Below are 26,010 nucleotides of genomic sequence, written 5' to 3'. Positions count from 1 at the left end.
TACTGGCTATTGCTCGTCGAGGAACTGCTCGCTGCCCGTCACGCCGAGCTTGGTCAGCCCCGCCTGGTGGGCGGCCGTCATGACGGCGGCGAAACGGTCGTACCTGGCACCCGGCTGCGGGCGCACATGCACCTCGGGCTGCGTGGCCTGCTGGCCCGCCGCATTGAGGCGCTCGCGCAGCGCGGCCTCGTCGGCGATGGGGCTGCCGTTCCACAAGATGGCGTTCGTCGCGTCGACGTCGATGCGCACGACCTCGGGCGGCGCGGGCGGCGCCTCCTGGGGTGGCGCGATCGGCAGGTTGAGCTTGACGCTGTGCAGTTGGACCGGGATGGTGATGATGAGCATCACCAGCAGCACCAGCATCACGTCGATCAGCGGCGTGGTGTTGATGTCGGGCACCGGCAGCGCCGACGTGATCTGGCGGCGCGCGCGGGCCGCCTTGCGCAGCGGTCCGGCGGTCATGGCGAACGAGCCGGCGGCTCGGTGATGAAGCCAACCTTGGCGATGCCGGCACGCTGGGCGGCCAGCAGCACGCGACCCACCGGCGCGTAGTCGCTGCCGGCGTCGCCGCGTACATGCACCTCGGGCTGGGGCTGCTGCAGCGCGACCGCCTTCAGGCGTTCGAGCAAGGCTTGCCTGCCCGACACGGGGGCGTCGAACCAGAACAGCCGGCCGGCCTTGTCGACCGTGATGACGATGTCCTGCGGCTGGCTCTCGCGCACCTCGTTGCGCTGCTGCGGCAGGTCCACGGGCACCGAGAAGTTCACCACCGGGATGGTGATCAGGAAAATGATGAGCAGCACCAGCATGACGTCGACGAGCGGCGTCGTGTTGATGGACGAGACGGCCTCGTCGGCGCCCTGTGCGATCTGGATGGCCATGGTGCGATCAGGCGAGCGCCGGGCTCAGGCCGACCGGCTGTTGCGCGGCGGCGGCGGCCGGGGCTTCTTCATGGCCCGAGCCCAGCAGCACGGAGTGCAGTTCGCCGGAGAAGTCGCGCACCTCATCCAGCACCAGGGCATTGCGGCGCAGCAGTGCGTTGTAGCCCAGCACGGCGGGCACGGCGACCGCGAGGCCGATGGCCGTCATGATCAGCGCCTCCCCCACCGGGCCGGCCACCTTGTCGATGGACGCCTGGCCGGCCACGCCGATGGCGGTCAGCGCGTGATAGATGCCCCAGACCGTGCCCAGCAGGCCGACGAAGGGCGACGTGGAGCCGACCGTGGCGAGCAGGCTCAGGCCGGTGGACAGCTGGCGTTGCGCGCGCTCGGTGGCCCGGTGCAGGGACAGGTCCACCCAGTCGGCGAAGTCCACCTTGGCGCGCAGGCCGTGGTGGCGCTGCGTGGCCTCCAGGCTGGCTTCGGCGATGTAGCGGAAGGGGCTGTTGGCGGCCAGCGCCTCGGCACCGGCCTTGACGGTGCCGGCGTTCCAGAAGTCCTTCTGCGCGGCGCGCGCCTGCGCGCCCAGCTTGGCCTGCTGCAGCAGCTTGGTGATGATGACGTACCAGCTGCCGGCGCTCATCGCGACGAGGATGAAGAGCACGGCCTTGGTGACGGCATCGCTCTTCTCCCAGACGGAGCCGATGCCGTAGGGGTTGTCGCCTTGCGCCTGGGCGGCCGTGGCGATCAGAAGCAGGGCAAGCGGTGCGACGGCGCGGGTGAATGTTTTCATGGCTGATGGACAGTGATCTGGAGGACCGGGTCAGTGTGCGCAGCACCCGGTGCGGTGCGGAACGAAGCTTTTCGTCTTAGCTCATGCGACCGCGTGGATGCGCACCGGCGCGCGCAGCGCAGCCCGCGGCAACGGCAGCAGGCCCAGGCGCTTCAGGTGCGTGCGCAGCACGTTGCGCGTGATGCCCAACAGCGCCGCCGTGTGCACCTGGTTGTGGTGGCAATGGCGGTAGGCGCTGCGGATGAGCGCCGCCTCGACGCGCGCCTGCAGCTCGTGCGGCGGCTCGTCGAAGAGGCGTTCGAACACGCGCTCAAGCGCATCGTCGTCACCCGCCGCCGCGGGCAATTCCACCGGCGCTAGGTTGGGCCGCGCGACCGCATGCAGCTGCAGGTCCTCCCGTGCGATGCGGCCGTCGCGGCAGATGATGAGCGCGTAGTGGATGACGTTTTCCAGCTCGCGGATGTTGCCGGGCCAGGCATAGGCCAGCAGCGCGTCGCTGGCCTCGCCGCTGAGCCGCACGTCGGTGAGGCCCAGGCGACGGCTGTAGACGCCGATGAAGTGCTCGGCCAGCGCGAGGATGTCGCCCGGCCGCTGCGCAAGAGGCGCCAGCTGCAGCGTGGCGACGCTGAGGCGGTAGTAGAGGTCGGCGCGGAAGTGGCCCGCGGCCACGGCCTGCTCCAGCCGAACGTTGGTGGCGGCCACCAGGCGCACGCGCACGTCGATGGGCTTGCGCGAGCCGATGCGCACGACCTGGCGCTCCTGCAGCACCCGCAGCAGCTTCACCTGCACGGACAGCGGCAGGTCGCCGACCTCGTCGAGGAACAACGTGCCATCGGCCGCGGCCTCGAACCAGCCGGCGCGCGCGCTGGTCGCCCCCGTGTAGGCGCCCGCCTCGTGGCCGAACAGTTCCGCCTCGACGAGCTGCTCCGTGAAGGCGCCGCAGTTCACCGCCAGGAAGGGGCCACGCCGGCCGCTGCTGTTGTGGATGTGGCGCGCGATCAGCTCCTTGCCGGTGCCGGTCTCGCCGATGATGAGGACGGTCGCGTCACTCGCCGCGACGCGCTCGGCCTGGGCCAGCAGCGCACGCGAGGCCGGATCGTCGAACACCAACGCCTTGGCGCGGATCGACAGGATCTGGTGCTGGGAGTCGGGGAAGGTGAGCAGGCGAGTCATTGCCCGCGACTCTAGGCAGCGCCTCGCGAAGAGGGAACGCTGCTTTGCGCAGATGGATATGCGCAAAGCAGCGCGCACGGCGGGCCCCGTGTAGGCGAACGACGCCACGCGCGGTCATCCCCACCCCTCATGCCCTGCCGGCGGGCGGCGCAATCCGCGTGCGCCCGCCGCCCGTTTGGGCACACTGCGGCCATGCCTGATCTGGTCACGCGCCGCCCGCAAGGCCTGTACTGCGAGCCAGGCGGCTTCTTCATCGATCCCTGGCTGCCGGTGGAGCGCGCCGTCATCACGCACGCGCATGCGGACCATTGCCGGCCCGGCCACGGCACCTACCTCGCGCAGCGCGACGGGCTGGGCCTGATGCGCGCGCGGCTGGGGGACGACGCGCCGCTGGAAGGCCTGGCCTATGGCGAGACGCGCCGCATCCGTGACGTGACGCTGAGCCTGCACCCCGCCGGCCACGTGCTGGGCTCGGCGCAGTTGCGCATCGAGCACGGCGGCGAGGTGTGGGTGGTGGCGGGCGACTACTTCGTCAGCGGCGCGGGCGACTGCAACACCACCTGCGCGCCGTTCGAGCCGGTGCGCTGCGACGTGTTCGTCACCGAAAGCACCTTCGGCCTGCCCATTTACCGCTGGGCGCCGCAGACCGAGGTGTTCGACGAGATGCGTGCCTGGTGGGTCGATTGCGCGGCGCAGGGCAGGCACGCGCTGCTGATGGGCTACAGCCTGGGCAAGGCGCAGCGGCTGATCGCCGGCCTGGCCACTGCGGATGCGCCGGGACCGGTGCTGGCGCACGGCGCCGTGGCACGGCTGAGCGCGGCCTACCGGGAGGCCGGTGTGGCACTGGCCGACGTGGCCACGGTGACGCCGGAGACGAACTTCAAGTCGCTGCGCGGTGCGCTGGTCATCGCGCCGCCCGCCGTGCAGGGCAGCCGCTGGGCCAAGGCGCTGGGGCCGCACAGTGACGCTTTTGCCAGCGGCTGGATGCGGCTGCGCGGCGCACGCCGGCGCCGGGGCGTTGACCGCGGCTTCGTCTTCAGCGACCACGCGGACTGGCCAGGCCTGCTCGGCGCCATCGCCGCCACCGGCGCGCAGCGCGTCATCGTCACGCATGGCGACGAGGGCACGCTGGTGCGCTACCTCGGTGAGCTGGGCCTGCAGGCGGAGGCGTTCGCGACCGAGTACGGCGACGAGACGCATGGCGTGGAGGCGGCCGAATGAAGCGCTTCGTGGCGCTCTACCTCGCGCTGGATGCGAGCACGTCGACGCTGGCCAAGGTGGCGGCGCTGAAGCGTTACCTGGCCGACGCACCCGCGAGCGACGCCGCCTGGGCCGTCTACCTGCTGGCCGGCGGCCGGCCGCGCCGCGCGGTGCCCACCAGCGAGCTGCGCGCGCTGGCCTGCGAGGCCGCGGGGCTGCCGCAGTGGCTGTTCGAGGCCGGCTATGCCGTCACCGGCGACCTGGCCGAGGCCATCGCCTATGTGCTGCCCGACCCCGAGGACAAGCTCGACGAGCCGCTGGCCGCCTGGATGGAGCAGCGCATCCTGCCACTGCGTGCGCTGGATGCGAATGGGCGCCGTGATGCGGTGCTGGCCGCGTGGCGGGGGTTGTCGGCGGACGAGCGCTTCATGTTCGTCAAGCTCGTGGGGGGTGGCTTTCGCGTCGGCGTCAGCAAGCTGCTGGTGCAGCGCGCGATCGCGGAGTGGGCCAAGGTAGATGCGGCGGGCGTGGCGCAGCGCATGATGGGCTACACCGACATCGACACGCCGCCGACGGCGGCACGCTTTCACGCGCTGCTGGCCGACGACACCAGCGGCACGCGCGGCGGCCAGCCCTACCCTTTCTTTCTGGCGCATGCGCTGCCGGGCGAGCCGGCGGCCTTGGGCGCGCGCGGCGACTGGCTGGCGGAATGGAAGTACGACGGCATCCGCGCGCAGGTCGTGAAGCGCGACGGCCAGGTGTGGATCTGGTCGCGCGGCGAGGAACTGGTGACCGAGCGCTTCCCCGAGGTGGACGCAGCGGCGAGCACGTGGCCGGACGGCACGGTCGTTGACGGTGAGCTGCTGGCTTGGCTGCCCGACGAGGCCGAGCCCGCCCCTTTCGCGCTGCTGCAAAAGCGCATCGGCCGCACCAAGCTGTCCAAGGCCATCCTGGCCGCAGCGCCGGTGCGCCTGCTGGCCTACGACCTGCTGGAGAGCGAGGGCGCGGACCGCCGGCAGGAGCCCATGCAGATGCGCCGCGCGCGGCTGGAGCGGCTGGGCATCGCGACGTCGCCACTGCTGGACGCCAGCGATTGGGCCGGCCTCGCCAACGCTCGCGAGCAGTCGCGCGAACGGCGCGTCGAGGGCCTGATGCTGAAGCACCGCGAGTCGCCCTACGGCATCGGCCGCACCGGCAGCGCTTGGTGGAAATGGAAGGTCGCGCCGCTGAGCGTGGACGCCGTGCTGATCTACGCCCAGGCCGGGCACGGCCGGCGCGCCAACCTGTACACCGACTACAGCTTCGCCGTGTGGAGCCGTGCGCCGCGGGATGCCGCCGAGGCCGAGGCCGCGCTCGACGCGACCGGCGGCGAGCTGACACTGGTGCCGTTTGCCAAGGCCTACTCCGGACTGACGGACGAGGAGATCAAGGGTGTGGACCGCGTGATCCGCAAGACCACGGTGGAGAAGTTCGGGCCGGTGCGCCGCGTGCGGCCGTCCATGGTGTTCGAGCTGGGCTTCGAGGGCATCCAGGCCAGCACGCGGCACAAGAGCGGCATCGCCGTGCGCTTCCCGCGCATGCTGCGCATCCGCGACGACAAACCGCTGCACGAGGCCGATACGCTGGACACACTGCGCGAGCTGATGGAGATCGGACCGAATGCCGGTGAAGACCTCGCCGACGAATGACTGGCTGGCCGCACGCGGCTGGAAGGCCTTCCCCTTCCAGCGCGCCGTGTGGCGCGCGATGGCCGCGGGCCAGTCGGGCCTGCTGCACGCGACCACCGGCTCGGGCAAGACACTGGCCGTCTGGCTGGGCGCGCTGCAGGCGCTGGGCGATGTCGAAGCGCCGCTGACGGCGCTGTGGATCACGCCGATGCGCGCGCTCAGCCACGACACGCTGCTGGCTCTGCAGGACGCCGCTGCCACGCTCGCGCCGAACTGGACGCTGGCCGCGCGCACCGGCGACACCACCTCCGGCGAACGGGCCGCGCAGCAGCGCCGCTGGCCCACCGCGCTCGTCACGACGCCCGAATCGCTGAGCCTGATGCTGTCGCGCGCCGATGCGCCCGAGGTGCTCAAGCGCGTGCGGTTGGTGGTGGTCGACGAGTGGCATGAGTTGCTGGGCAGCAAGCGCGGCGTGCAGGTGCAACTGGCACTGGCGCGGCTGCGGCGCTGGCACCCGGGCCTGATGACCTGGGGCCTGTCCGCCACGCTCGGCAACCTGGACGAGGCGCGCGACACGCTCGCGCCCGGTGCCGTGCTGATGCAAGGCGCGCAGGACAAGAAGATTGCCATCGACACGCTGCTGCCCGAGCGCATCGAGCGCTTTGCGTGGGCGGGGCACATGGGCCTGGCGATGCTGCCGGCCGTCATCGCGCGCATCGAGGCCGCGGCCAGCACGCTGGTGTTCACGAACACGCGCTCGCAGTGCGAGCGCTGGTTCCAGGCCGTGCTGGAGGCGCGCCCCGACTGGGCCGGTCTCATCGCGCTGCACCACGGCTCGCTGGACGCGGACATGCGCCGCTGGGTGGAGGCGGCGATGAAGGCCGGTCAGCTCAAGTGCGTCGTTTGCACGGCGAGCCTGGACCTGGGCGTGGACTTCCTGCCCGTGGAGCAGGTGCTGCAGATCGGCTCGGCCAAGGGCGTGGCGCGGCTGCTGCAGCGCGCGGGCCGCAGCGGTCACGCGCCGGGGCGGCGCTCGCGCGTGACGATGGTGCCCACGCACAGCCTGGAGATCGTCGAGGCCACGGCCCTGCGCGCGGCCGTGAATGCCGGCCACATCGAGCCGCGCCGCCCACCCGAAGCGCCGCTGGACGTGTTGGTGCAGCACCTCGTCACGGTCGCGCTGGGCGGTGGATTCAGGCCGCAGGCGCTGCTGCCCGAGGTGCGCAGCGCGCCGAGCTACCGGCGGCTCAGCGACGAGGTCTGGCAATGGGCGCTGGCCTTCGTGCGCCACGGCGGCGAGAGCCTGCGCGCCTACCCGGACTTCCAACGCGTGGTGCCCGATGACGACGGCGTCTGGCGCGTGCCCGATGCGCGGCTGGCGCGGCGCCACCGCAGCAACATCGGCACCATCGTGTCGGACGCGGTGATGAGCGTGCAGTTCCTGGGCGGCGGCCGCATTGCCACCGTGGAGGAGAGCTTCATCGCGCGGCTGCGCACCGGCGATGTCTTCCTGCTGGGGGGCCGCGCGCTGGAGCTGGTGCGCGTGGAGGGGCTGACCGCCTACGTTCGCGTGGCCAAGACCGGCAGGCCGCTGCTGCCGCGCTGGGACGGCGGGCAGTTCCCGATCTCGGACACGCTGGCCGGGGCGATGCTGGAACGCTTCGACGAGGCCGCGCACGGCCGGTACGGCGATGCCGAGATGCGGTTCATCGCGCCGCTGCTGAAGCTGCAGGCCGAGTGGTCGGCGCTGCCGGCGCCGCAGCGGCTGCTGGCCGAGGCCTTGCAGACGTCCGACGGGTATCACCTGTTCCTCTATCCCTTCGCGGGCCGCACGGTGCACCTGGGCCTCGCGTCGCTGCTGGCCTGGCGCATCGGCTGCGACACGCCGGCGACGTTCACGATGGCCATGAACGACTACGGGCTGGAACTGCTCAGCGCGACCGAGATCGACTGGGCCGCACAACTGCCCGCCCTGCTCGCGCCGGTCGACCGCGAGACCTTGCGCGACGAGGTGCTGGCGAGCCTGAACGCCAGCGAACTGGCGCGCCGGCGCTTCCGCCAGATCGCGCGCATCGCAGGCCTGATCTTCCAGAGCCACCCCGGCGAAGCGCGCAGCCAGCGGCAGCTGCAGGCGTCGGCGTCGCTGTATTTCGACGTGTTCCGCCAGCACGATCCCGGCAACCAGCTGCTGCGCCAGGCCGAGGCCGAGCTGCTGTCCGCGGAGCTGGATGTGGATGCGCTGGCGCGCACGCTGACCCGCCTGGCCGCGCAGCAGCTGGACCTGCAGCACCCGGTGCGCCCGCCGCCGCTGGCCTTCCCGTTGCTGGTGGAGCGGCTGCGCGAGCGCGTGTCGACCGAGTCGCTGAAGCAGCGGCTGGCGCGCATGCTGGCTGAGCTGGAGACGGCGGCAGGTGGCGAGGTGCCGCCGGACCTGGATGCACGCCTGGCGTTCGAGAAGGACGGCCAGAAGGCAGCGCACCGGCCGCGACGGAGGCGCCGGTGAGCCTGTGCATGGATGCCGCGGGCGAGACGCTGTGGCTGCTGCCGGAAGCTGCCGCCTGGTGGCCGGCCGGGCGCACGCTGTTCGCAGCGGACCTGCATCTGGGCAAGGACGCTGCGTTCCGCGCGCAAGGCCAGCCGGTACCGGCCGGTGACAGTGAACGCACGCTGGCACGGCTGGAGGCGCTCGCCGCCCGGCACGACGCGGCGCGACTCGTCGTGCTGGGGGACTTTTGGCATGGCGCCCAGGGGCTGACGCCATCGCTGCTGGCAGCGGTGACAGCGTTCGCGCGGCGGGTCGACACCACGCTGGTGCTGGGCAACCACGACCGGCGCATCCATCCGCCGGACCTGCCGCTGAGCGCGGTCAGCACGGCCTTGTCGTTAGGGCCGCTGACCGCGGCGCACGAGCCGCCACCGCCAGGCACGGCGGGCTTCACGCTGGCCGGGCACTGGCATCCCGCCGTCACCGTCCGCAGCCGCGCGGGCGACCGCCTGCGGCGGCCCTGCTTCGTGCGTTACCCGCACGCGCTGGTGCTGCCGGCGTTCGGCGGCCTGACGGGGGCGCTGACCTTGCGGCGCAGCGATTTGGCGCGGCAGCGCGCCGAGGTTGCCGTGCTGGGTGACGGCGAGCTGCACTGGCTGCCACGGGGCCGCTGAGCAGCCGAGCACACGCTTCAGATCTTGTGCTGCGGCGGGCCCTTGGGCGCGTCGCGCGCCGTGCCGTCGTCCTGCCGGGCCGGGGCCTTGGCCTGCTTGGTCAGCGTCTGCCCTTGCGTGGCCTTGCTGGTCGCGAAATCGCTGACCTTGTGTTCCACCGGGCCGGCGCGATTGCCATGGGTCTTGGGCATGGGAGTTCCTTCCTCGCTCTGGCCGGGCGGCCCGCCCGCCGGGTCCAGCGCGATGTCCGCCCAATGTGCGCCCCGAAGCGCTTTGCCGCCGTCGGGCTGCGCGACCCGCTGCCGTAGGCCGGCGCCGACTCGGCCATGAAAAAAGCCCGCACAAGGCGGGCTTAGCAATTCAGCGCGGGCTGAACTTATTCGACGGCTTCGCCAGCGGTCTCGCCTTCGGCGCGATCCACCAGTTCAACGAAAGCCATGGGCGCGTTGTCGCCGACGCGGAAGCCCATCTTCAGGATGCGGGTGTAGCCGCCCGGACGAGCCGCGAAGCGCGGGCCCAGCACGTTGAACAGCTTGGTGACGATGTCGCGGTCGCGCAGGCGGTCGAAAGCCAGGCGGCGGTTGGCCAGCGTGGGTTCCTTGGCGAGCGTGATCAGCGGCTCGACGACGCGACGCAGCTCCTTGGCCTTCGGGACCGTGGTCTTGATGGCTTCGTGCTGCAGCAGCGAGTTGCACATGTTGCGCAGCATCGCCTGGCGATGGGCGCTGGTGCGGTTGAGTTTACGGAGGCCGTTACGGTGACGCATGGTGCTATTCCTTTCACTTCGTTAATGCCCCCAGCCGTATCAGGTACTGGGGGGTGCACCGGGTGGCGTTGGTCAGCGCGCCACCCATTCCTTCAATTCACGGCGCTGGATCAGCGCTTGTCCAGACCTTGCGGCGGCCAGTTTTCCAGGCGGGCGCCCAGAGTCAGGCCGCGCGAAGCCAGCACTTCCTTGATTTCGTTGAGCGACTTGCGACCCAGGTTGGGGGTCTTCAGCAGCTCGGTCTCGGTGCGCTGGATCAGGTCGCCGATGTAGTAGATGTTTTCGGCCTTCAGGCAGTTGGCCGAACGCACGGTCAGTTCGAGCTCGTCGACCGGGCGCAGCAGGATCGGGTCGAAGCTGCTGGAGCGCTGGGCCGGCTGGTCGAAGGCGTCGACCAGGTCGGTGCCCTGCAGCTGCGCGAACACGGCGAGCTGCTCGACCAGGATCTTGGCCGAAGCACGGATCGCTTCCTCGGGCGAGATGGCGCCGTTGGTCTCGATTTCCATGACCAGCTTGTCCAGGTCGGTGCGCTGCTCGACGCGGGCGTTCTCGACGGCGTAGCTGACGCGCTTGACCGGTGCGAACGACGCGTCGAGGACGATGCGGCCGATGCTCTTGGTCGGCTCGTCGCCGAAGCGGCGCATCGTGCCGGGCACATAGCCACGGCCCTTCTCGACCTTGATCTGCATGTCCAGCTTGCCGCCTTGCGACAGGTGGGCGATGACGTGCTCGGGATTGATGATCTCGACGTCGTGCGGGGTCTGGATGTCGGCCGCGGTGACGGGGCCTTCGCCTTCCTTGCGCAGGACGAGGGTCACTTCTTCACGGTTGTGCAGGCGGAAGACGACGCCCTTGAGGTTCAGCATGATGTGAACCACGTCCTCTTGCACGCCGTCGATGGCCGAGTACTCGTGGAGCACGCCGGCAATCGTTACTTCCGTCGGCGCATACCCCACCATCGACGAGAGCAGCACACGGCGCAGGGCGTTGCCCAGGGTGTGACCGTAGCCGCGTTCGAACGGCTCCAGCGTGACCTTGGCGCGATGACCGCCCAGGGGCTCCACGTTGATGGACTTGGGTTTGAGCAAGTTGGTTTGCATGAGGTCTTTCTTTCAATACCCTCGGTTCGTTACACCGATAAGGCTGAGGACCAGCCGGGTTGAGCCTTCGAAGGGCCCCGATGAGGCGGAAACCCGGACGAGGAAACGCCGACCGCGCCCGCAGTGGGCGTGATCGGCGGGGGAAAACATTAACGCGAGTACAACTCGACGATCAGCGATTCGTTGATCTCGGCGCCGAACTCGTCGCGGTCCGGAGCCTTCTTGAACACGCCTTCGAGCTTGGTGCCGTCGACCGTCACCCAGGCCGGCAGGCCGATGGAGTCGGCGAGCTTGAACGACTCGGTGACGCGCAGCTGCTTCTTGGCCTTGTCGCGCACGGCGACGGTGTCACCAGCCTTGACCGAGTAGGAAGCGATGTTCACGACCTCGCCGTTCACCGTCACACCCTTGTGCGAAACCAGCTGGCGGGCTTCTGCGCGGGTGGAGCCGAAGCCCATGCGGTAGACGACGTTGTCCAGGCGCGATTCCAGCAGTTGCAGCAGGTTCACGCCGGTCGAGCCCTTGCGGCGCTCGGCTTCGGCGAAGTAGCGGCGGAACTGACGCTCCAGCACGCCGTACATGCGCTTGACCTTCTGCTTTTCACGCAGCTGCAGACCGAAATCGGACGTGCGCTGGCCAGAGGTGCGGCCGTGCTGGCCGGGCTTGCTGTCGAACTTGACCTTGTCGCTGATGGCGCGGCGGGCGCTCTTCAGGTACAGGTCGGTGCCTTCACGGCGGGAAAGTTTGCCCTTGGGGCCGAGGTAACGTGCCACTTTGCGTGTCCTTGTTCAATCTGACGCCTGCAGCCGTCGCTGCCTGGCGCGAGTCCAGCCGGTGTTTTTGTGGGCTTGGACGGTGGGCTTGTGAGCCGCCGCAAAATGAAGCGGACTCAAGACTGAAGCCGGCGCGGCACATGAGTGCCCGCCGGCTCCGGGAAAACGCGCGATTATCGCACCGTCATCCGATTCTGCAATAGGCCTGTCATCAACTGGCGGCGAGCCAGCTTAGATGCGACGGCGCTTCTGCGGACGGCAGCCGTTGTGCGGCACGGGCGTCACGTCAGAGATCGAGTTGATGCGGATGCCGAGGGCAGCCAGGGCACGCACCGACGACTCACGACCCGGGCCGGGGCCCTTGATCTTGACGTCGAGGTTCTTGATGCCTTGTTCTTGCGCTGCACGGCCAGCCACTTCAGCCGCCACCTGGGCTGCGAAGGGGGTCGACTTGCGCGAGCCCTTGAAGCCTTGACCACCCGACGAAGCCCAGGACAGGGCGCCACCTTGACGGTCGGTGATGGTGATGATGGTGTTGTTGAACGAGGCGTGGACGTGCGCAATGCCGTCGGCAACGTTCTTGCGGACCTTCTTGCGGACGCGCTGGGCAGCCGAATTATTGGGTGCTTTTGCCATATTGACCTTCTTTCAGTTCGGTGCAGCGATCACTTCTTGCCGGTCGCCGCCGACTTGCGCGGACCCTTGCGGGTGCGGGCATTCGTACGGGTACGCTGACCACGCATCGGCAGGCCACGGCGGTGACGGAAGCCGCGGTAGCAGCCGAGGTCCATCAGGCGCTTGATGTTGATGGACATCTCACGGCGCAGATCGCCCTCGATGGTCATCTGGTTGACGACGTCACGGATCTTTTCGAGATCGCCGTCGGTCAGATCCTTGACCTTCTTGTCGAACGGAATGCCGCACGTGGTGCAGATCTTCTGGGCGGTCGTACGGCCAATGCCGTAGATCGAGGTCAGACCGATCTCAGTGTGCTTTTGCGGCGGAATGTTGATACCAGCAATACGTGCCATGGTTGTCCTCTAGTCCTGTCGTGCGTGCTCTGGGGCTCAGCCCTGGCGCTGCTTGTGGCGCGGGTCGGTGCAGATCACACGCACCACGCCCTTGCGGCGGATGATCTTGCAATTGCGGCACATCTGCTTCACGGATGCCGAAACTTTCATGGTCTGCTCCTTGGCCTAACTTCTTTTGCGCTCACACGCGTCCGGGGGTTCAAACAGCTCACTTCGCCCGGAACACGATGCGAGCACGACTCAAATCGTAGGGTGTCAATTCCACAGTCACTTTGTCGCCGGGGAGGATACGGATGTAGTGCATCCGCATCTTGCCGGAGATGTGCCCGAGGACGACATGCCCGTTTTCTAACTTCACACGAAACGTTGCGTTGGGCAAGTTTTCAACAATCTCACCCTGCATCTGAATGACGTCGTCTTTCGCCATGCCAACGTGTCGTGTGGGTTAAATCAAATATTTCCTTAGTACAGCTTGGCCCTCAATTGGGCTTGAAGCTGGCCTTCTTCAGCAGTGATTCGTACTGCTGACTCATGATGTAGCTCTGCACCTGGGCCCAGAAGTCCATCGTGACGACGACGATGATCAAGAGGGACGTGCCACCGAAGTAGAACGGAACGTTGTACTTCAGCGTCAGGAACTCGGGCAGCAGGCAGACCAGCGTGATGTAGATCGCACCAGCCAGCGTCAGCCGCGACAGGATCTTGTCGATGTGCTTGGCGGTCTGCTCACCCGGCCGAATGCCCGGGATGAACGCGCCACTCTTCTTCAGGTTGTCTGCGGTCTCGCGGCTGTTGAACACCAGCGCCGTGTAGAAGAAGCAGAAGAAGATGATGGCCGCCGCATACAGCAACACATAGATCGGCTGGCCCGGGCTGACCATGCCGGCCAGGTCCTTCAACCAGCGCAGGCCGTCACCGGTCGCAAACCAGCTCACCACCGTCGTCGGCAGCAGGATGATCGACGACGCGAAGATCGGCGGGATCACGCCCGACATGTTCAGCTTCAGCGGCAGGTGCGACGACTGGCCACCGTAGACCTTGTTGCCGACCTGGCGCTTGGCGTAGTTCACCAGGATCTTGCGCTGACCACGTTCGACGAACACGACGGCGAAGGTCACCAGCACGACCAGCGAGATCACGACCAGCGCCGAGCCGTAACCCATCGCACCGGTACGCACCAGTTCGAACAGGCCACCGATCGCACCCGGCAGACCCGCAGCGATACCGCCGAAGATCAGGATGGAGATGCCGTTGCCCAGACCACGCTCGGTGATCTGCTCACCCAGCCACATCAGGAACATCGTGCCGGCCACCAGGCTGGACACCGCGGTCAGGCGGAAGCCGAAGCCCGGATTGATCACCAGACCTGCGGAGCCTTCCAGTGCCAGCGCAATCGACAGGCTCTGGAACAAGGCCAGGCCCAGCGTGCCGTAGCGCGTGTACTGGGTGATCTTGCGACGACCCGCTTCGCCTTCCTTCTTCAGCTGTTCCAGCGTCGGCACGACGTAGGTCATCAGCTGGATGACGATGGAAGCCGAGATGTACGGCGTGATGCCCAACGCGAACACGGTGAAGCGCGACAGCGCGCCGCCCGAGAACATGTTGAACAGGCTCAGGATGCCACCGGCCTGACCCTTGAAGAATTGGGCGAGCTGGTTCGGGTCAATACCGGGCACGGGGATATGCGCCCCGATGCGGTACACGACCAGAGCCAGCAGCAAGAACACAAGCCGGCGACGCAGGTCGCCGAACTTGCCGCTCTTGGCCAGCTGATTCGCGTTGGTAGCCACGCTGAGTCAGTTCCTTGTGCGCTGGATTTAAGCGACCGAGCCGCCTGCCGCCTCGATGGCCGCCTTGGCGCCCTTCGTGACGTTCACGCCCTTCAGCGTGACCTTGCGCTCGATGGCGCCGGACAGGATCAGCTTGACCGACTTGGCCAGCTGGGGCACCAGGCCGACGGCCTTCAGCGTCGACACGTCGATCTCTTCGCCGGCCAGACCTTGCAGGTCCGACAGCGTGATCTCGGCGTTGTACTTCAGCGTCAGCGACTTGAAGCCACGCTTGGGCAGGCGACGCTGCAGCGGCATCTGGCCGCCTTCGAAGCCGACCTTGTGGTAGCCACCGGCGCGGGACTTCTGGCCCTTGTGGCCACGACCTGCGGTCTTGCCCAGGCCCGAGCCGATGCCGCGGCCGACACGGCGCTTGGCATGCTTGGAGCCCTCTGCGGGCTTGATCGTGTTGAGTTCCATCGTCTTGTCCTCGGTGTGCGCGGCGCTTACAGCACCTGCACCAGATAGGCGATCTTGTTGATCATGCCGCGCACGGCGGGCGTGTCTTCCAGGGTGCTTTGGCTGTTCAGCCGACGCAGACCCAGGCCGACCACGGTGGCGCGGTGCGAGGCGCGGCAGCCGATGGGGCTACGCACCAGCTTGACCGTCACGGTTTTCTTGTCAGACATGTTGTGCTCCGCTGTGGCGATCAGTTGAAGATTTCTTCAACCGTCTTGCCGCGCTTGGCTGCGACAGAGGCCGGCGTCGTCGAACGCTTCAGAGCGTCCAGCGTGGCGCGGACCATGTTGTACGGGTTGGTCGAACCGTGGCTTTTGGTCACGATGTCGGTCACGCCCATCACTTCGAAGACAGCGCGCATCGGGCCGCCGGCGATCACGCCAGTACCGGCAGGTGCCGGAGCCATGATGACGTGAGCCGCACCGTGCTCGCCCACCACGTTGTGGTGGATGGTGCCGTTCTTCAGGCTGACCTTGACCATGTTGCGGCGAGCCGACTCCATGGCCTTCTGCACGGCGACCGGCACTTCCTTGGCCTTGCCCTTGCCCATGCCGATGCGGCCATCGCCGTCACCGACCACGGTCAGCGCTGCAAAGGACAGCGTACGGCCGCCCTTCACCACCTTGGTCACGCGGTTCACCGCGATCATCTTTTCCTTCAGGCCGTCGTCATTGCCTTCGGTCTGCGCGCGGGGTTGAAACTTTGCCATTTCTTATTCCTTGATGCGTCAGAACTGCAGGCCGGCTTCGCGAGCGGCCTCGGCCAGTGCCTTGACACGGCCGTGGTAGGCGAAACCCGAGCGGTCGAAAGCGACCTTCTCGACGCCAGCAGCCTTGGCCTTTTCGGCGATCAGCTTGCCCACCAGCGTGGCGGCAGCGACGTTGCCACCCTTGCCATCGGCGCCGAGCTGCTCGCGCACCGACTTCTCGGCGGTGGACGCAGCGGCCAGCACCTTGTCGCCGTCTTCCGACACGACTTGGGCGTAGATGTGCAGGTTGGAGCGGAACACCGTCAGACGGGCCACGCGCTGGATCGCAATGCGAGCGCGGGTCTGGCGCGAACGACGCAGGCGTTGTTCTTTCTTGGTCATCATGGCGCTGCTCCTTACTTCTTCTTGGTCTCTTTGAGGGAGACCTTCTCATCCGAATAACGGATGCCCTTGCCCTTGTAGGGCTCGGGCGGACGGAAGGCACGCACCTCGGCGGCGATCTGGCCGACGACCTGACGGTCAGCGCCCTTGATGATGATTTCGGTCTGCGTCGGGCACTCGACCTTGATGCCGGCCGGCATGTCCTTCACCACGGGGTGAGAGAAACCGATCTGCAGGTTGAGCTTCTGACCCTGGGCCTGGGCGCGGAAACCCACACCGACCAGGTTCAGCTTCTTCTCGAAGCCCTTGCTGACGCCGTTGACCATGTTGGCCACCAGCGCGCGCATCGTGCCGCTCATCGCATCGGCTTCGGCCGATTCGTTGGCGGGGACGAAGTTCAGCTTGCCGGCTTCGTTCTTGACGCTGACGAGCTTGTTCGCCGGACGCACCAGCGTGCCGAGCGAGCCCTTGACGCTGATTGCCTCAGCGGACACGGTCACATCCACGCCTTGCGGGACGGCGACCGGCATTTTTCCTACGCGGGACATTGTTCGTCTCTCCTTCGCTTAGGCGACGTAGCAGAGCACTTCGCCGCCGATACCGGCAGCGCGCGCCTTGCGGTCGGTCATGACGCCTTGCGGAGTCGTGACGATCGCGACGCCCAGGCCATTCATGACCTGAGGGATGTCGTGGCGGCCCTTGTAGATACGCAGGCCAGGGCGGCTGACGCGTTCGATACGTTCGATGACCGGACGGCCAGCGTAGTACTTCAGCGAAATTTCCAGCTCGGGGCGGGCTGCGTCGCCGCGGACGGCGAATTCATCGATGTAGCCTTCGTCCTTCAGGACTTTGGCGATCGCGACTTTCAGCTTGGACGACGGCATGACGACACTGGGCTTCTCAACGATTTGCGCGTTGCGAATCCGGGTCAGCATATCGGCGATGGGATCACTCATGCTCATTTGCGATTTCTCCTATCGGCCGATTACCAGCTGGCCTTGACGACACCGGGGATGTCGCCCTTGAAGGCCAGTTCACGAATCTTGTTACGGGCCAGGCCGAACTTGCGGAACGTGCCGCGCGGACGACCGGTCAACTCGCAGCGGTTGCGCAGGCGGGTCGGGTAGGCGTTGCGGGGCAGCTTCTGCAGCTCCAGGCGAGCGGCGTAGCGCTCTTCATCCGACTTCTTGCCGTCGTCGATGATGGCCTTCAGCTCTGCGTACTTCTTCGCGAACTTGGCGACGAGTGCTTCGCGCTTCAGTTCACGTTGCTTGATGGAAGTTTTAGCCACAGATCACCTCAGTTCTTGAACGGGAACTTGAACGCAGCCAGGAGAGCCTTGGCTTCGTCGTCCGTCTTGGCAGTCGTCGTGATGCTGATGTTCAGACCACGCAGAGCATCGACCTTGTCGTATTCGATTTCGGGGAAGATGATCTGTTCTTTGACGCCGATGTTGTAGTTGCCGCGGCCGTCGAACGAGCGACCGGAGATACCCCGGAAGTCACGCACGCGGGGCAGAGCGATCGTCACGAAGCGGTCCAGGAATTCATACATCTGGACGCCACGCAGGGTGACCATTGCGCCGATCGGCACGCTGTCACGGATCTTGAAGCCTGCGATGGCCTTCTTGGACTTGGTGACCACGGGCTTCTGGCCAGCGATCTTGGTCAGGTCGCCCACGGCGTGGTCCATGACCTTCTTGTCGGCGACGGCCTCGCTCACGCCCATGTTGAGCGTGATCTTGGTGATGCGAGGCACCTCCATGACCGACTTGTAGCCGAACTTCTCGACCAGGCCGGGCACGATTTTTTCGCGGTAATGCGTTTGAAGACGAGCCATGAGGGACCTCTTAAGCCTTGATCTCTTCGCCGGTCGACTTGAACACGCGCACCCGCTTGCCGTCGACGAGCTTGACGCCCACGCGATCGGCCTTGCCGGAGGCGGCGTTGAAGATCGCCACGTTGGATTGATGGATGGGCATGGTCTTGTCGACGACGCCGCCGGTGGTGCCCTTCATGGGGTTGGGCTTGACGTGCTTCTTGACGACATTGATGCCGTCAACGACCACGTGGTCAACGTCGGTGCGGGCGGACACGGTGCCGCGCTTACCCTTGTCGCGGCCGGTCAGCACAATGACCTGGTCGCCGGTACGAATCTTGTTCATGGCTTACCTCAGACAGTGGGGGCTCAAAGCACCTCGGGCGCCAGCGACACGATCTTCATGAAGCGCTCGGTGCGCAGTTCGCGCGTGACCGGGCCGAAGATGCGGGTGCCGATCGGCTCCAGCTTGGCGTTGAGCAGCACGGCGGCATTGCCGTCGAACTTGACGAGCGAGCCGTCTTGGCGGCGCACGCCCTTGGCGGTACGAACCACCACGGCGCTGTAGACCTCGCCCTTCTTCACGCGACCACGCGGGGCAGCTTCTTTGATGCTGACCTTGATGATGTCGCCGATGTGCGCATAGCGACGCTTGGAGCCGCCCAGCACCTTGATGCACTGAACGGACTTCGCGCCAGTGTTATCCGCGACATCAAGCCGCGATTGCATTTGAATCATGTCTGTCCCCAACTTGCCCCGAGTTGCAGCGAGCTGCGCGTCGGTCAGTCTTGGGCCCGTAAGTCAAACAGCTCAGGCGTTGCGCCTGGGCTGCCCAACGGTTGAGGGCGGATCCGAAGCCAGCATGGGCACTTGCGGAGCAAGGTGCACTGGCGTTCGGCGAAGCTGCGCATTATGCATTGCCGACTGATCGGCCGTCAATGCCTTCTTGCGAGAAAGTTCGAGCGGGCCGCCAAGCAGCCCACTCGGTCAGGCGAGAACTCAGGCCGCCTTGGCTTGGGCGAGCATCGTCGCCGCGTCGCTGACCTCGAACTTGCCGGGGCCTTCGACGTTGAGCGTCTGCACGATGCCATCCTTGACCAGCATCGAGTAGCGCTGCGAGCGCAGGCCCATGCCCTTGGCGGTCAGGTCCAGTGTCAGGCCGGTGGCCTGTGCGAACAGGGCGCTGCCGTCGGCCATCATGCGCACCTTGCCGGCCGTCTTCTGATCCCGGCCCCAGGCGCCCATGACGAAGGCATCGTTGACCGACACACACCAGATCTCGTCGACGCCGGCGGCTTTCAGCGCCTCGGCGGCTTCGACGTAGCCAGGCACATGCTTGGCCGAGCAGGTCGGCGTGTACGCGCCGGGCAGGCCGAAGATGGCCACGGTCTTGGCGGCCGTCAGCTTGTCGAGGTCGAAGCTGTTGGGGCCCAGGCTGCAACCCTCTCCCTCGACTTCGATGAATTCCTGCAGGCTGCCTGCGGGCAGCTTGTCGCCAACTTTGATCATGGTGTCGCTCCTCGGTGGTTCTTGAAAGTGAAAAAACCGGCGTGCCAGTTGCCCAGCGCGCCGGTTTGTGCAGCGGTCATGCGACCGGTGTCTTTAGACGATCTCGGCCTTCTCGACCAGGCGGGTCACGACCCAGCTCTTGGTCTTGGAGATCGGACGGCCTTCGCTGATCTCGACGACGTCACCCATCTTGTACTCGCCCTTTTCGTCGTGGGCGTGGTACTTGCGGGAACGGGCCACGATCTTGCCGTAGAGCTCGTGCTTGGCGCGACGCTCGACCAGGACCGTGACGGTCTTGGCGCGCTTGTCGCTGACCACGCGGCCCACCAGGGTGCGCGTGTTCTTCACTTGGACTTGGGCCTCAGTCATTTCGTGGCCTCCTTCTTCTTCTCGGCCAGGATGGTCTTGGCGCGAGCGATGTCGCGGCGGGTGTTGCCCAGCACCGTGTGATTGGTGAGTTGCTGGGTCGCCTTTTGCATGCGCAGGCCGAAGTGGGCCTTGAGCAGGTCGGTCACTTCCTTTTCGAGGGCAGCGACGTCCTTGGCGCGGAGTTCAGATGCTTTCATGGGTGTCCTCCAGTTCAGGTGCCAACCTGGCGGGCCACGAAGGTGCAACGCAGCGGCAGCTTGGCAGCGGCCAGCGTGAACGCTTCACGAGCCAGCAGTTCCGGCACGCCATTGACCTCGTAGATCACCTTGCCGGGCTGAATTTCAGCCACGTAGTACTCCGGGTTGCCCTTGCCGTTACCCATCCGAACTTCGGCGGGTTTTTGCGAGATGGGCTTGTCCGGGAACACGCGGATGAAGATCCGACCGCCGCGCTTGATGTGGCGCGAGATCGCGCGGCGAGCCGCTTCGATCTGGCGGGCCGTCAGACGGCCGCGCTCGGTGGCCTTGAGGCCGAAATCACCGAAAGACACCGCGGCGCCACGGGTTGCAACACCAGTGTTGCGGCCCTTCTGCTCCTTGCGGTATTTACGACGAGCGGGTTGCAGCATGTTTATTCTCCTTTGGCCTCACCGGCGGCGGGGACCTTGCGGACCACACGCTTGGCGGCGGGCTTGGCTGCGTCACCCGTGGGGGCGGCGGCAGCGGGCTGATCTGCTCCGTCACGCGGGCCACGGTCGCTACCCGGGCGGCCACGGCCACCAGGAGCGCCCGGACGCGCATTACGGCGCGGGCGACGATCGTCTTCGGCGCCTGCGGGGGTGTTGATGACCGGGGCCTCGCCATTGGCAAGACGGTCACCGCGGTAGACCCACACCTTGACGCCGATGACGCCGTAGGTGGTCTTGGCCTCGGAGAAGCCGTAGTCGATGTCCGCCTTCAGGGTGTGCAGGGGCACACGACCTTCGCGATACCACTCGGTACGAGCGATTTCGATACCGTTCAGACGGCCGGCAGACATGATCTTGATGCCCTGGGCACCGAGACGCATCGCGTTCTGCATCGCGCGCTTCATCGCACGGCGGAACATGATGCGCTTCTCGAGCTGCTGGGTGATCGAATCGGCGATCAGCTGAGCATCGACTTCGGGCTTGCGCACTTCTTCGATGTTGACGGCGACGGGCACGCCCAGACGCTTGGTCAGCTCAGCCTTCAGCGCTTCGATGTCCTCGCCCTTCTTGCCGATAACGACGCCCGGACGTGCCGAGAAGATCGTGATGCGGGCGTTCTTGGCGGGGCGCTCGATCAGGATGCGCGAAACGGCGGCATTCTTGAGCTTGGTCTTCAGGTAGTCACGAACTTGCAGATCTTCGGCCAGCATCGTGGCGAAGTTCTGGTTGTTCGCGTACCAACGCGAAGCCCAATTGCGGGTGACAGGCAGGCGGAAGCCGGTCGGATGGATTTTCTGTCCCATGTTCTTCCTAACGCCTTAGTTGCCGACGGCCACGAAGATGTGGCAAGTGGGCTTGCTGATGCGATTGCCACGACCCTTTGCACGGGCCGAGAAGCGCTTCAGCGTGGCACCTTGCTCGACGTAGATCGAGGTGACCTTGAGCTCATCGATGTCAGCGCCGTCGTTGTGCTCGGCGTTGGCGATGGCGCTTTCCAGCGCCTTCTTGATGATCAGGGCCGCCTTCTTCTGGGTGAATTCCAGGATGTTCAGCGCTTGGTCCACCTTCTTGCCGCGGATCAGGTCAGCCACGAGGCGACCCTTGTCACACGAAAGGCGAACGCCACGAACGATTGCTTTGGTTTCCATCGTTGGCATCCTTACTTCTTCCCGGCCTTCTTGTCGGCCGGGTGGCCCTTGAAGGTGCGGGTCAGTGCGAATTCACCCAGCTTGTGGCCGACCATCTGGTCAGACACATAGACCGGCACGTGTTGCTTGCCGTTGTGCACGGCGATCGTCAGACCGATGAACTCGGGCAGGATCGTCGAGCGGCGCGACCAGGTCTTGATGGGCTTCTTGTCTTTGATGGCAACTGCCTTGTCGACCTTGGCCAGCAAGTGGTGGTCAACAAAGGGGCCTTTCTTCAGCGAACGCGTCATGGCCTAGCCCTTACTTCTTGCGACGCGAGACGATGAACGTCTGCGTGCGCTTGTTGTTGCGAGTGCGGAAGCCCTTCGTCAGGGTGTTCCACGGCGACACAGGGGCCTGGCCCTCGCCGGTGCGGCCTTCGCCGCCGCCGTGCGGGTGGTCCACCGGGTTCATGGCGGTACCACGAACGGTCGGGCGGATGCCCTTCCAGCGCATCGCGCCAGCCTTGCCGTACTGGCGCAGGCTGTGCTCTTCGTTGCTCACTTCACCGATGGTGGCGCGGCAGTCGATGTGCACGCGGCGAACTTCGCCGGAGCGCAGTCGCACCTGGGCGTAGACGCCTTCACGAGCCATCAGCACAGCGGAAGCGCCGGCCGAACGGATCATCTGGGCGCCCTTGCCGGGCAGCAGCTCGATGCAGTGGATGGTCGAACCCACCGGGATGTTGCGGATCGGCAGCGTGTTGCCCGCCTTGATCGGGGCTTCGGCGCCGCTCAGCAGGGTTGCGCCCACTTCCAGACCGCGCGGGGCGATCACGTAGCGGCGCTCGCCGTCGGCATACACCACCAGCGCGATGTGGGCGGTGCGGTTCGGGTCGTACTCGATGGTCTCGACCTTGGCCGGAATGCCGTCCTTGTTGCGCTTGAAGTCGACCACGCGGTAGTGGTGCTTGTGACCACCGCCCTTGTGGCGAATCGTGATGTGACCGTTGTTGTTACGGCCCGAGTTCTGGATTTGCGGCTCAAGCAAAGCTGCATGGGGCGCGCCCTTGTGCAGGTGCTTGTGCACCACCTTGACGACGCCACGGCGACCGGGCGAGGTAGGCTTGACTTTGACGATGGCCATTTACGCGGCCTCCCCGGAGAAATTGAGCTCTTGACCGGCCTTGAGGGCCACGTAGGCCTTCTTGACGTGGTCACGGCGGCCGGCACGGCCACCGAAGCGCTTCGTCTTGCCCTTGACCTGGACGACGTTGACCGACTCGACCTCGACCTTGAACATCAGTTCAACAGCGGCCTTGATCTCGGGCTTGGTGGCGTCGCGCAGGACCTTGAACAGGACCTGGTTGTGCTTCTCGGCGACTTGCGTGGCCTTCTCGGACACGATGGGCGCGAGCAGCACGGAGGCCAGACGGCCTTCGGAATACTTGGGGGCGCTCATGCCAGCATCTCCTTGAGTTGCTCGACCGCAGCCTTGGTCACCAGGATCTTCTTATAGAAGACCAGGGACAGCGGGTCGGCGTAGCGCGGCTCGACGACCAGCACGTTGGCCAGGTTGCGCGAAGCCAGCAGCAGGTTGTCATCGACGATGTCGGAGATGACCATCACCGAGTCCAGGCCCATGGCCTTGAACTTGGCGGCCAACAGCTTGGTCTTGGGGGCTTCGACCGAGATCGAGTCCACCACGGCCAGGCGGCCTTCACGGGCCAGCTGCGACAGGATCGCAGCCATGCCGGCGCGGTACATCTTCTTGTTCAGCTTGTGCGAGAAGTTCTCGTCAGGCATGTTCGGGAAGATGCGACCGCCCCCGCGCCACAGCGGCGACGAGGTCATACCGGCGCGAGCGCGGCCGGTGCCCTTCTGGCGGAAAGGCTTCTTGGTCGAGTGATGGACCTGTTCACGGTCCTTCTGGGCACGGGTGCCTTGGCGGGCGTTGGCCTGGAAGGCCACGACCACCTGGTGCACCAGGGCTTCGTTGTAGTCGCGAGCGAAGACGGTGTCAGGCGCGTCCACCTTGGCGGTGGCCTGACCCTGCTCGTTCAGGAGCTCGAGCTGCATCAGTTGGCTCCCTTCTTGACTTTGACCTTGACGGCGGGACGAACGACGACGTGGCCGTTCTTGGAACCCGGCACCGCACCGCGGACCAGCAGCAGTTGACGAGCTTCGTCAACGCGCACGATGTCCAGGTTCTGCGTGGTGCAGGTTTCGTCGCCCATGTGGCCGGTCATCTTCTTGCCCGGGAACACACGGCCCGGGTCCTGCGCCATCGAGATCGAGCCCGGCACGTTGTGCGAACGGCTGTTACCGTGCGACGCGCGCTGCGAGCTGAAGTTGTGGCGCTTGATGGTGCCTGCGAAGCCCTTGCCGATGGACGTGCCCTGCACGTCGACCAGCTGGCCGGCGGCGAACAACGTCACCGGCACGGTCGCGCCAGCTTGGTACTGGGCTGCGACGTCGGCTTCGACGCGGAATTCCTTGAGGATTCGACCTGCTTCGACACCTGCCTTGGCGAGGTGGCCAGCTTCGGGCTTGGTCACGCGCGATGCTTTGCGCGTACCGAACGCCACTTGAATGGCGCTGTAGCCGTCGGTCTGTTCGGTCTTGACCTGGGTCACGCGGTTGTTGGACACGTCCAGCACCGTCACAGGGATGGCATCGCCATCGTCCGTGAAGATGCGCATCATGCCCACCTTGCGGCCCAGCAAACCGAGACGGTTGCTCAGACTCATGTTTTTCTCCAGCCCCGACCGCTGACGCTGCCGAAGCTATTGCGAACACCCGACATCGATTGGCCGGGCTGACTTGTGTGACGACGCTTGCGAATCGCCACGCGAACCTCCGGGGCAGGCATAGGCCAACCCAGGAAAGCTGGCGAGTATAGCGCGAGGGATTGTCCTGATGCAAGCCTCTGGGCAGCAGCAGTCCAAAAGACAAGGCCCCGGCCTGTCAAGACAGGGCCGGGGCCTTGGGGTCGCGGGCACTGAAGCCGGCGAATTACTGCAGCTTGATTTCGACGTCGACGCCCGCAGGCAGGTCGAGCTTCATCAGCGCGTCAACCGTCTTGTCGGTCGGGTCGACGATGTCCATCAGGCGCTGGTGGGTGCGGATCTCGAACTGGTCGCGGCTGGTCTTGTTGACGTGCGGCGAGCGCAGGATGTCGAAACGCTCCATGCGCGTCGGCAGGGGCACGGGGCCCTTGACGATGGCGCCGGTGCGCTTGGCGGTCTCGACGATTTCGAGGGCCGACTGGTCGATCAGCTTGTAGTCAAACGCCTTCAGGCGGATGCGGATCTTTTGCTTTTGCATGACGGTTCCTTAAAGAGCGGGGAGAGCGCCGGGCGACAGGGCCACCCGGCACGTCACGCAGTGGTTAGGCAATGATCGTTGCGACGACGCCCGAGCCGACGGTGCGGCCGCCTTCACGGATGGCGAAGCGCAGGCCCGTCTCCATGGCGATCGGCGCAATCAGCTTCACGGTGATGCCGACGTTGTCGCCGGGCATGACCATTTCCTTGTCCTTGGGCAGCTCCACGGCACCGGTCACGTCCGTCGTGCGGAAGTAGAACTGGGGACGGTAGTTGTTGAAGAACGGCGTGTGGCGGCCGCCCTCTTCCTTGGACAGAACGTAGATTTCTGCCGTGAAGTGGGTGTGCGGCTTGATCGTGCCGGGCTTGGCCAGCACTTGGCCGCGCTCGACGTCTTCACGCTTGGTGCCGCGCAGCAGGATGCCGCAGTTGTCGCCCGCTTGACCTTGGTCCAGCAGCTTGCGGAACATTTCCACGCCGGTGACGGTGGTCTTTTGCACGTCGCGGATGCCGACGATTTCGACTTCTTCGCCGACCTTGATCACGCCGCGCTCGACGCGACCGGTCACGACGGTGCCGCGGCCCGAGATCGAGAACACGTCTTCCACCGGCATCAGGAACGAGCCGTCCACGGCGCGCTCAGGCTGGGGGATGTAGGTGTCCAGCGCGTCRGCCAGGCGCATGATGGCTTGCTCGCCCAGRTCGCCCGTGTCGCCTTCCAGSGCCAGCTTGGCCGAGCCCTTGACGATGGGGGTGTCGTCGCCGGGGAAGTCGTACTTGGACAGCAGYTCRCGCACTTCCATTTCGACCAGCTCGAGCAGCTCGGCGTCGTCGACCATGTCGCACTTGTTCAGGAAGACGATGATGTACTTCACGCCGACCTGRCGAGCCAGCAGGATGTGCTCGCGGGTCTGGGGCATCGGGCCGTCAGCGGCCGAGCACACCAGGATGGCGCCGTCCATCTGGGCGGCACCGGTGATCATGTTCTTGACGTAGTCGGCGTGGCCGGGGCAGTCAACGTGCGCGTAGTGGCGGTTGGCCGTCTCGTACTCGACGTGGGCGGTGTTGATCGTGATGCCGCGGGCCTTTTCTTCGGGCGCTGCGTCGATCTGGTCGTAGGCCTTGGCCTCGCCGCCGAACTTCTTGGACAGCACCGTCGCGATCGCTGCCGTCAGCGTCGTCTTGCCATGGTCAACGTGGCCAATCGTGCCCACGTTCACGTGCGGCTTGGTCCGTTCAAACTTGCCTTTTGCCAT

The 26,010-nt window shown here is 66.2% G+C and carries 40 protein-coding genes; 4 read left to right on the top strand and 36 right to left on the bottom strand.

Going from position 1 to position 26,010, the window contains the following annotated elements:
* Positions 1-6 precede the first annotated feature (6 nt).
* The 4 genes from AC1D29_RS08845 to AC1D29_RS08830 all read right to left on the bottom strand — a co-directional run bounded on the left by AC1D29_RS08845 (position 7) and on the right by AC1D29_RS08830 (position 2,844).
* Positions 7-462 (bottom strand): ExbD/TolR family protein, encoded by a 456-nt coding sequence (locus AC1D29_RS08845; protein ID WP_477896284.1) that lies wholly within the window; start codon positions 460-462, stop codon positions 7-9.
* Positions 459-881 carry an ExbD/TolR family protein gene (locus AC1D29_RS08840; RefSeq protein ID WP_477896282.1) on the bottom strand — a complete coding sequence of 141 codons (423 nt, stop codon included), beginning with the start codon at positions 879-881 and terminating at the stop codon, positions 459-461. The genes AC1D29_RS08845 and AC1D29_RS08840 overlap by 4 nt, the downstream gene beginning before the upstream one ends.
* A 7-nt stretch (positions 882-888) precedes the next feature.
* Positions 889-1,671 carry a MotA/TolQ/ExbB proton channel family protein gene (locus AC1D29_RS08835; protein WP_477896280.1) on the bottom strand — a complete coding sequence of 261 codons (783 nt, stop codon included), beginning with the start codon at positions 1,669-1,671 and terminating at the stop codon, positions 889-891.
* Positions 1,672-1,752: 81 nt separating this feature from the next.
* Positions 1,753-2,844: a sigma-54 interaction domain-containing protein gene (locus AC1D29_RS08830; RefSeq protein ID WP_477896279.1), complete on the bottom strand. Its 1,092-nt coding sequence runs from the start codon at positions 2,842-2,844 to the stop codon at positions 1,753-1,755.
* A 192-nt stretch (positions 2,845-3,036) separates the two neighbouring features.
* Between AC1D29_RS08830 and AC1D29_RS08825 the strand changes: the two genes are divergently transcribed.
* Genes AC1D29_RS08825 through pdeM form a run of 4 tightly spaced genes read left to right on the top strand, consistent with a single transcriptional unit; the run spans position 3,037 to position 8,870 of the window.
* Positions 3,037-4,065: a ligase-associated DNA damage response exonuclease gene (locus AC1D29_RS08825; protein ID WP_477896277.1), complete on the top strand. Its 1,029-nt coding sequence runs from the start codon at positions 3,037-3,039 to the stop codon at positions 4,063-4,065.
* Positions 4,062-5,732, top strand: a complete 1,671-nt coding sequence (locus tag AC1D29_RS08820) for an ATP-dependent DNA ligase (protein ID WP_477896275.1) — start codon at positions 4,062-4,064, stop codon at positions 5,730-5,732. The genes AC1D29_RS08825 and AC1D29_RS08820 overlap by 4 nt, the downstream gene beginning before the upstream one ends.
* Positions 5,704-8,214 carry a ligase-associated DNA damage response DEXH box helicase gene (locus tag AC1D29_RS08815; protein ID WP_477896273.1) on the top strand — a complete coding sequence of 837 codons (2,511 nt, stop codon included), beginning with the start codon at positions 5,704-5,706 and terminating at the stop codon, positions 8,212-8,214. The genes AC1D29_RS08820 and AC1D29_RS08815 overlap by 29 nt, the downstream gene beginning before the upstream one ends.
* The gene (gene pdeM, locus AC1D29_RS08810; protein ID WP_477896271.1) at positions 8,211-8,870 is read left to right on the top strand and encodes a ligase-associated DNA damage response endonuclease PdeM; all 660 of its coding nucleotides are present in this window, start codon (positions 8,211-8,213) and stop codon (positions 8,868-8,870) included. Before AC1D29_RS08815 ends, pdeM begins: the two co-directional genes overlap by 4 nt.
* Before the next feature lie 17 nt (positions 8,871-8,887).
* On the opposite strand, the gene AC1D29_RS08805 is transcribed toward pdeM, so the two are convergent.
* From AC1D29_RS08805 to tuf, 32 genes are all read right to left on the bottom strand, one after another.
* On the bottom strand, positions 8,888-9,061 hold the full coding sequence (locus AC1D29_RS08805; protein WP_477896269.1) for a hypothetical protein: 174 nt from the start codon (positions 9,059-9,061) through the stop codon (positions 8,888-8,890).
* 185 nt (positions 9,062-9,246) lie between these two features.
* Positions 9,247-9,636, bottom strand: coding sequence for a 50S ribosomal protein L17 (gene rplQ / locus AC1D29_RS08800; protein ID WP_477896267.1), 390 nt, complete (start codon positions 9,634-9,636; stop codon positions 9,247-9,249).
* Between the two features lie 110 nt (positions 9,637-9,746).
* Complete coding sequence (locus AC1D29_RS08795; protein ID WP_056264815.1) at positions 9,747-10,736, bottom strand: DNA-directed RNA polymerase subunit alpha; 990 nt, start codon at positions 10,734-10,736, stop codon at positions 9,747-9,749.
* A 149-nt stretch (positions 10,737-10,885) separates the two neighbouring features.
* Positions 10,886-11,509 (bottom strand): 30S ribosomal protein S4, encoded by a 624-nt coding sequence (gene rpsD / locus AC1D29_RS08790; RefSeq protein ID WP_477896265.1) that lies wholly within the window; start codon positions 11,507-11,509, stop codon positions 10,886-10,888.
* A gap of 231 nt (positions 11,510-11,740) precedes the next feature.
* On the bottom strand, positions 11,741-12,145 hold the full coding sequence (rpsK, locus tag AC1D29_RS08785) for a 30S ribosomal protein S11 (RefSeq protein ID WP_056194196.1): 405 nt from the start codon (positions 12,143-12,145) through the stop codon (positions 11,741-11,743).
* A gap of 29 nt (positions 12,146-12,174) precedes the next feature.
* A complete protein-coding gene (rpsM, locus tag AC1D29_RS08780; RefSeq protein WP_477896263.1) occupies positions 12,175-12,540 on the bottom strand; it encodes a 30S ribosomal protein S13 in 366 nt (121 codons plus the stop codon).
* 36 nt (positions 12,541-12,576) lie between these two features.
* Positions 12,577-12,690, bottom strand: a complete 114-nt coding sequence (gene rpmJ / locus AC1D29_RS08775; RefSeq protein WP_056194202.1) for a 50S ribosomal protein L36 — start codon at positions 12,688-12,690, stop codon at positions 12,577-12,579.
* A 58-nt stretch (positions 12,691-12,748) separates the two neighbouring features.
* The gene (infA, locus tag AC1D29_RS08770; RefSeq protein WP_114403589.1) at positions 12,749-12,967 is read right to left on the bottom strand and encodes a translation initiation factor IF-1; all 219 of its coding nucleotides are present in this window, start codon (positions 12,965-12,967) and stop codon (positions 12,749-12,751) included.
* A 52-nt stretch (positions 12,968-13,019) separates the two neighbouring features.
* Positions 13,020-14,330 (bottom strand): preprotein translocase subunit SecY, encoded by a 1,311-nt coding sequence (secY, locus tag AC1D29_RS08765; protein WP_477896261.1) that lies wholly within the window; start codon positions 14,328-14,330, stop codon positions 13,020-13,022.
* A 27-nt stretch (positions 14,331-14,357) separates the two neighbouring features.
* Complete coding sequence (rplO, locus tag AC1D29_RS08760; RefSeq protein WP_477896259.1) at positions 14,358-14,789, bottom strand: 50S ribosomal protein L15; 432 nt, start codon at positions 14,787-14,789, stop codon at positions 14,358-14,360.
* Between the two features lie 26 nt (positions 14,790-14,815).
* Positions 14,816-14,998 (bottom strand): 50S ribosomal protein L30, encoded by a 183-nt coding sequence (gene rpmD / locus AC1D29_RS08755; protein WP_056194210.1) that lies wholly within the window; start codon positions 14,996-14,998, stop codon positions 14,816-14,818.
* 20 nt (positions 14,999-15,018) lie between these two features.
* Positions 15,019-15,537 (bottom strand): 30S ribosomal protein S5, encoded by a 519-nt coding sequence (rpsE, locus tag AC1D29_RS08750; RefSeq protein WP_422009895.1) that lies wholly within the window; start codon positions 15,535-15,537, stop codon positions 15,019-15,021.
* Between the two features lie 18 nt (positions 15,538-15,555).
* A complete protein-coding gene (gene rplR, locus AC1D29_RS08745) occupies positions 15,556-15,921 on the bottom strand; it encodes a 50S ribosomal protein L18 (RefSeq protein ID WP_477896256.1) in 366 nt (121 codons plus the stop codon).
* Between the two features lie 11 nt (positions 15,922-15,932).
* Entirely contained in the window at positions 15,933-16,466 is a 534-nt protein-coding gene (gene rplF, locus AC1D29_RS08740; protein WP_477896254.1) for a 50S ribosomal protein L6, read from the bottom strand.
* An 18-nt stretch (positions 16,467-16,484) separates the two neighbouring features.
* On the bottom strand, positions 16,485-16,880 hold the full coding sequence (gene rpsH, locus AC1D29_RS08735) for a 30S ribosomal protein S8 (RefSeq protein ID WP_477896252.1): 396 nt from the start codon (positions 16,878-16,880) through the stop codon (positions 16,485-16,487).
* Between the two features lie 23 nt (positions 16,881-16,903).
* Complete coding sequence (rpsN, locus tag AC1D29_RS08730) at positions 16,904-17,209, bottom strand: 30S ribosomal protein S14 (protein WP_477896250.1); 306 nt, start codon at positions 17,207-17,209, stop codon at positions 16,904-16,906.
* Between the two features lie 8 nt (positions 17,210-17,217).
* Positions 17,218-17,757, bottom strand: a complete 540-nt coding sequence (rplE, locus tag AC1D29_RS08725; protein WP_439467387.1) for a 50S ribosomal protein L5 — start codon at positions 17,755-17,757, stop codon at positions 17,218-17,220.
* Positions 17,758-17,767: 10 nt separating this feature from the next.
* Complete coding sequence (gene rplX, locus AC1D29_RS08720) at positions 17,768-18,082, bottom strand: 50S ribosomal protein L24 (RefSeq protein ID WP_056264780.1); 315 nt, start codon at positions 18,080-18,082, stop codon at positions 17,768-17,770.
* A 23-nt stretch (positions 18,083-18,105) separates the two neighbouring features.
* A complete protein-coding gene (gene rplN / locus AC1D29_RS08715; RefSeq protein WP_056194233.1) occupies positions 18,106-18,474 on the bottom strand; it encodes a 50S ribosomal protein L14 in 369 nt (122 codons plus the stop codon).
* A gap of 261 nt (positions 18,475-18,735) precedes the next feature.
* Positions 18,736-19,245: a redoxin family protein gene (locus AC1D29_RS08710; RefSeq protein WP_477896246.1), complete on the bottom strand. Its 510-nt coding sequence runs from the start codon at positions 19,243-19,245 to the stop codon at positions 18,736-18,738.
* A 93-nt stretch (positions 19,246-19,338) separates the two neighbouring features.
* Entirely contained in the window at positions 19,339-19,614 is a 276-nt protein-coding gene (rpsQ, locus tag AC1D29_RS08705) for a 30S ribosomal protein S17 (protein WP_057297239.1), read from the bottom strand.
* A complete protein-coding gene (rpmC, locus tag AC1D29_RS08700; protein WP_477896244.1) occupies positions 19,611-19,811 on the bottom strand; it encodes a 50S ribosomal protein L29 in 201 nt (66 codons plus the stop codon). The genes rpsQ and rpmC overlap by 4 nt, the downstream gene beginning before the upstream one ends.
* A gap of 14 nt (positions 19,812-19,825) precedes the next feature.
* Positions 19,826-20,242 carry a 50S ribosomal protein L16 gene (rplP, locus tag AC1D29_RS08695; protein ID WP_477896242.1) on the bottom strand — a complete coding sequence of 139 codons (417 nt, stop codon included), beginning with the start codon at positions 20,240-20,242 and terminating at the stop codon, positions 19,826-19,828.
* Between the two features lie 2 nt (positions 20,243-20,244).
* The gene (gene rpsC / locus AC1D29_RS08690; RefSeq protein ID WP_477896240.1) at positions 20,245-21,105 is read right to left on the bottom strand and encodes a 30S ribosomal protein S3; all 861 of its coding nucleotides are present in this window, start codon (positions 21,103-21,105) and stop codon (positions 20,245-20,247) included.
* A gap of 15 nt (positions 21,106-21,120) precedes the next feature.
* Positions 21,121-21,450 (bottom strand): 50S ribosomal protein L22, encoded by a 330-nt coding sequence (rplV, locus tag AC1D29_RS08685; protein WP_057297242.1) that lies wholly within the window; start codon positions 21,448-21,450, stop codon positions 21,121-21,123.
* 11 nt (positions 21,451-21,461) lie between these two features.
* Complete coding sequence (gene rpsS, locus AC1D29_RS08680; RefSeq protein WP_056877737.1) at positions 21,462-21,740, bottom strand: 30S ribosomal protein S19; 279 nt, start codon at positions 21,738-21,740, stop codon at positions 21,462-21,464.
* A 10-nt stretch (positions 21,741-21,750) separates the two neighbouring features.
* Positions 21,751-22,575 carry a 50S ribosomal protein L2 gene (gene rplB / locus AC1D29_RS08675; RefSeq protein WP_477896237.1) on the bottom strand — a complete coding sequence of 275 codons (825 nt, stop codon included), beginning with the start codon at positions 22,573-22,575 and terminating at the stop codon, positions 21,751-21,753.
* Positions 22,576-22,890 carry a 50S ribosomal protein L23 gene (gene rplW / locus AC1D29_RS08670; protein WP_056194256.1) on the bottom strand — a complete coding sequence of 105 codons (315 nt, stop codon included), beginning with the start codon at positions 22,888-22,890 and terminating at the stop codon, positions 22,576-22,578.
* The gene (gene rplD / locus AC1D29_RS08665) at positions 22,887-23,507 is read right to left on the bottom strand and encodes a 50S ribosomal protein L4 (RefSeq protein WP_477896235.1); all 621 of its coding nucleotides are present in this window, start codon (positions 23,505-23,507) and stop codon (positions 22,887-22,889) included. Before rplD ends, rplW begins: the two co-directional genes overlap by 4 nt.
* Positions 23,507-24,178 carry a 50S ribosomal protein L3 gene (rplC, locus tag AC1D29_RS08660; protein WP_477896233.1) on the bottom strand — a complete coding sequence of 224 codons (672 nt, stop codon included), beginning with the start codon at positions 24,176-24,178 and terminating at the stop codon, positions 23,507-23,509. The genes rplD and rplC overlap by 1 nt, the downstream gene beginning before the upstream one ends.
* Positions 24,179-24,443: 265 nt before the next feature.
* Entirely contained in the window at positions 24,444-24,755 is a 312-nt protein-coding gene (gene rpsJ / locus AC1D29_RS08655) for a 30S ribosomal protein S10 (protein ID WP_056194266.1), read from the bottom strand.
* A 64-nt stretch (positions 24,756-24,819) separates the two neighbouring features.
* On the bottom strand, positions 24,820-26,010 hold the full coding sequence (tuf, locus tag AC1D29_RS08650) for an elongation factor Tu (protein WP_477896231.1): 1,191 nt from the start codon (positions 26,008-26,010) through the stop codon (positions 24,820-24,822).

The organism is Roseateles sp. P1_C6, assembly GCF_056406315.1.
The sequence above is the reverse complement of the archived record's forward strand: the minus strand, read 5'-3'. Positions and strand labels throughout refer to the sequence as shown.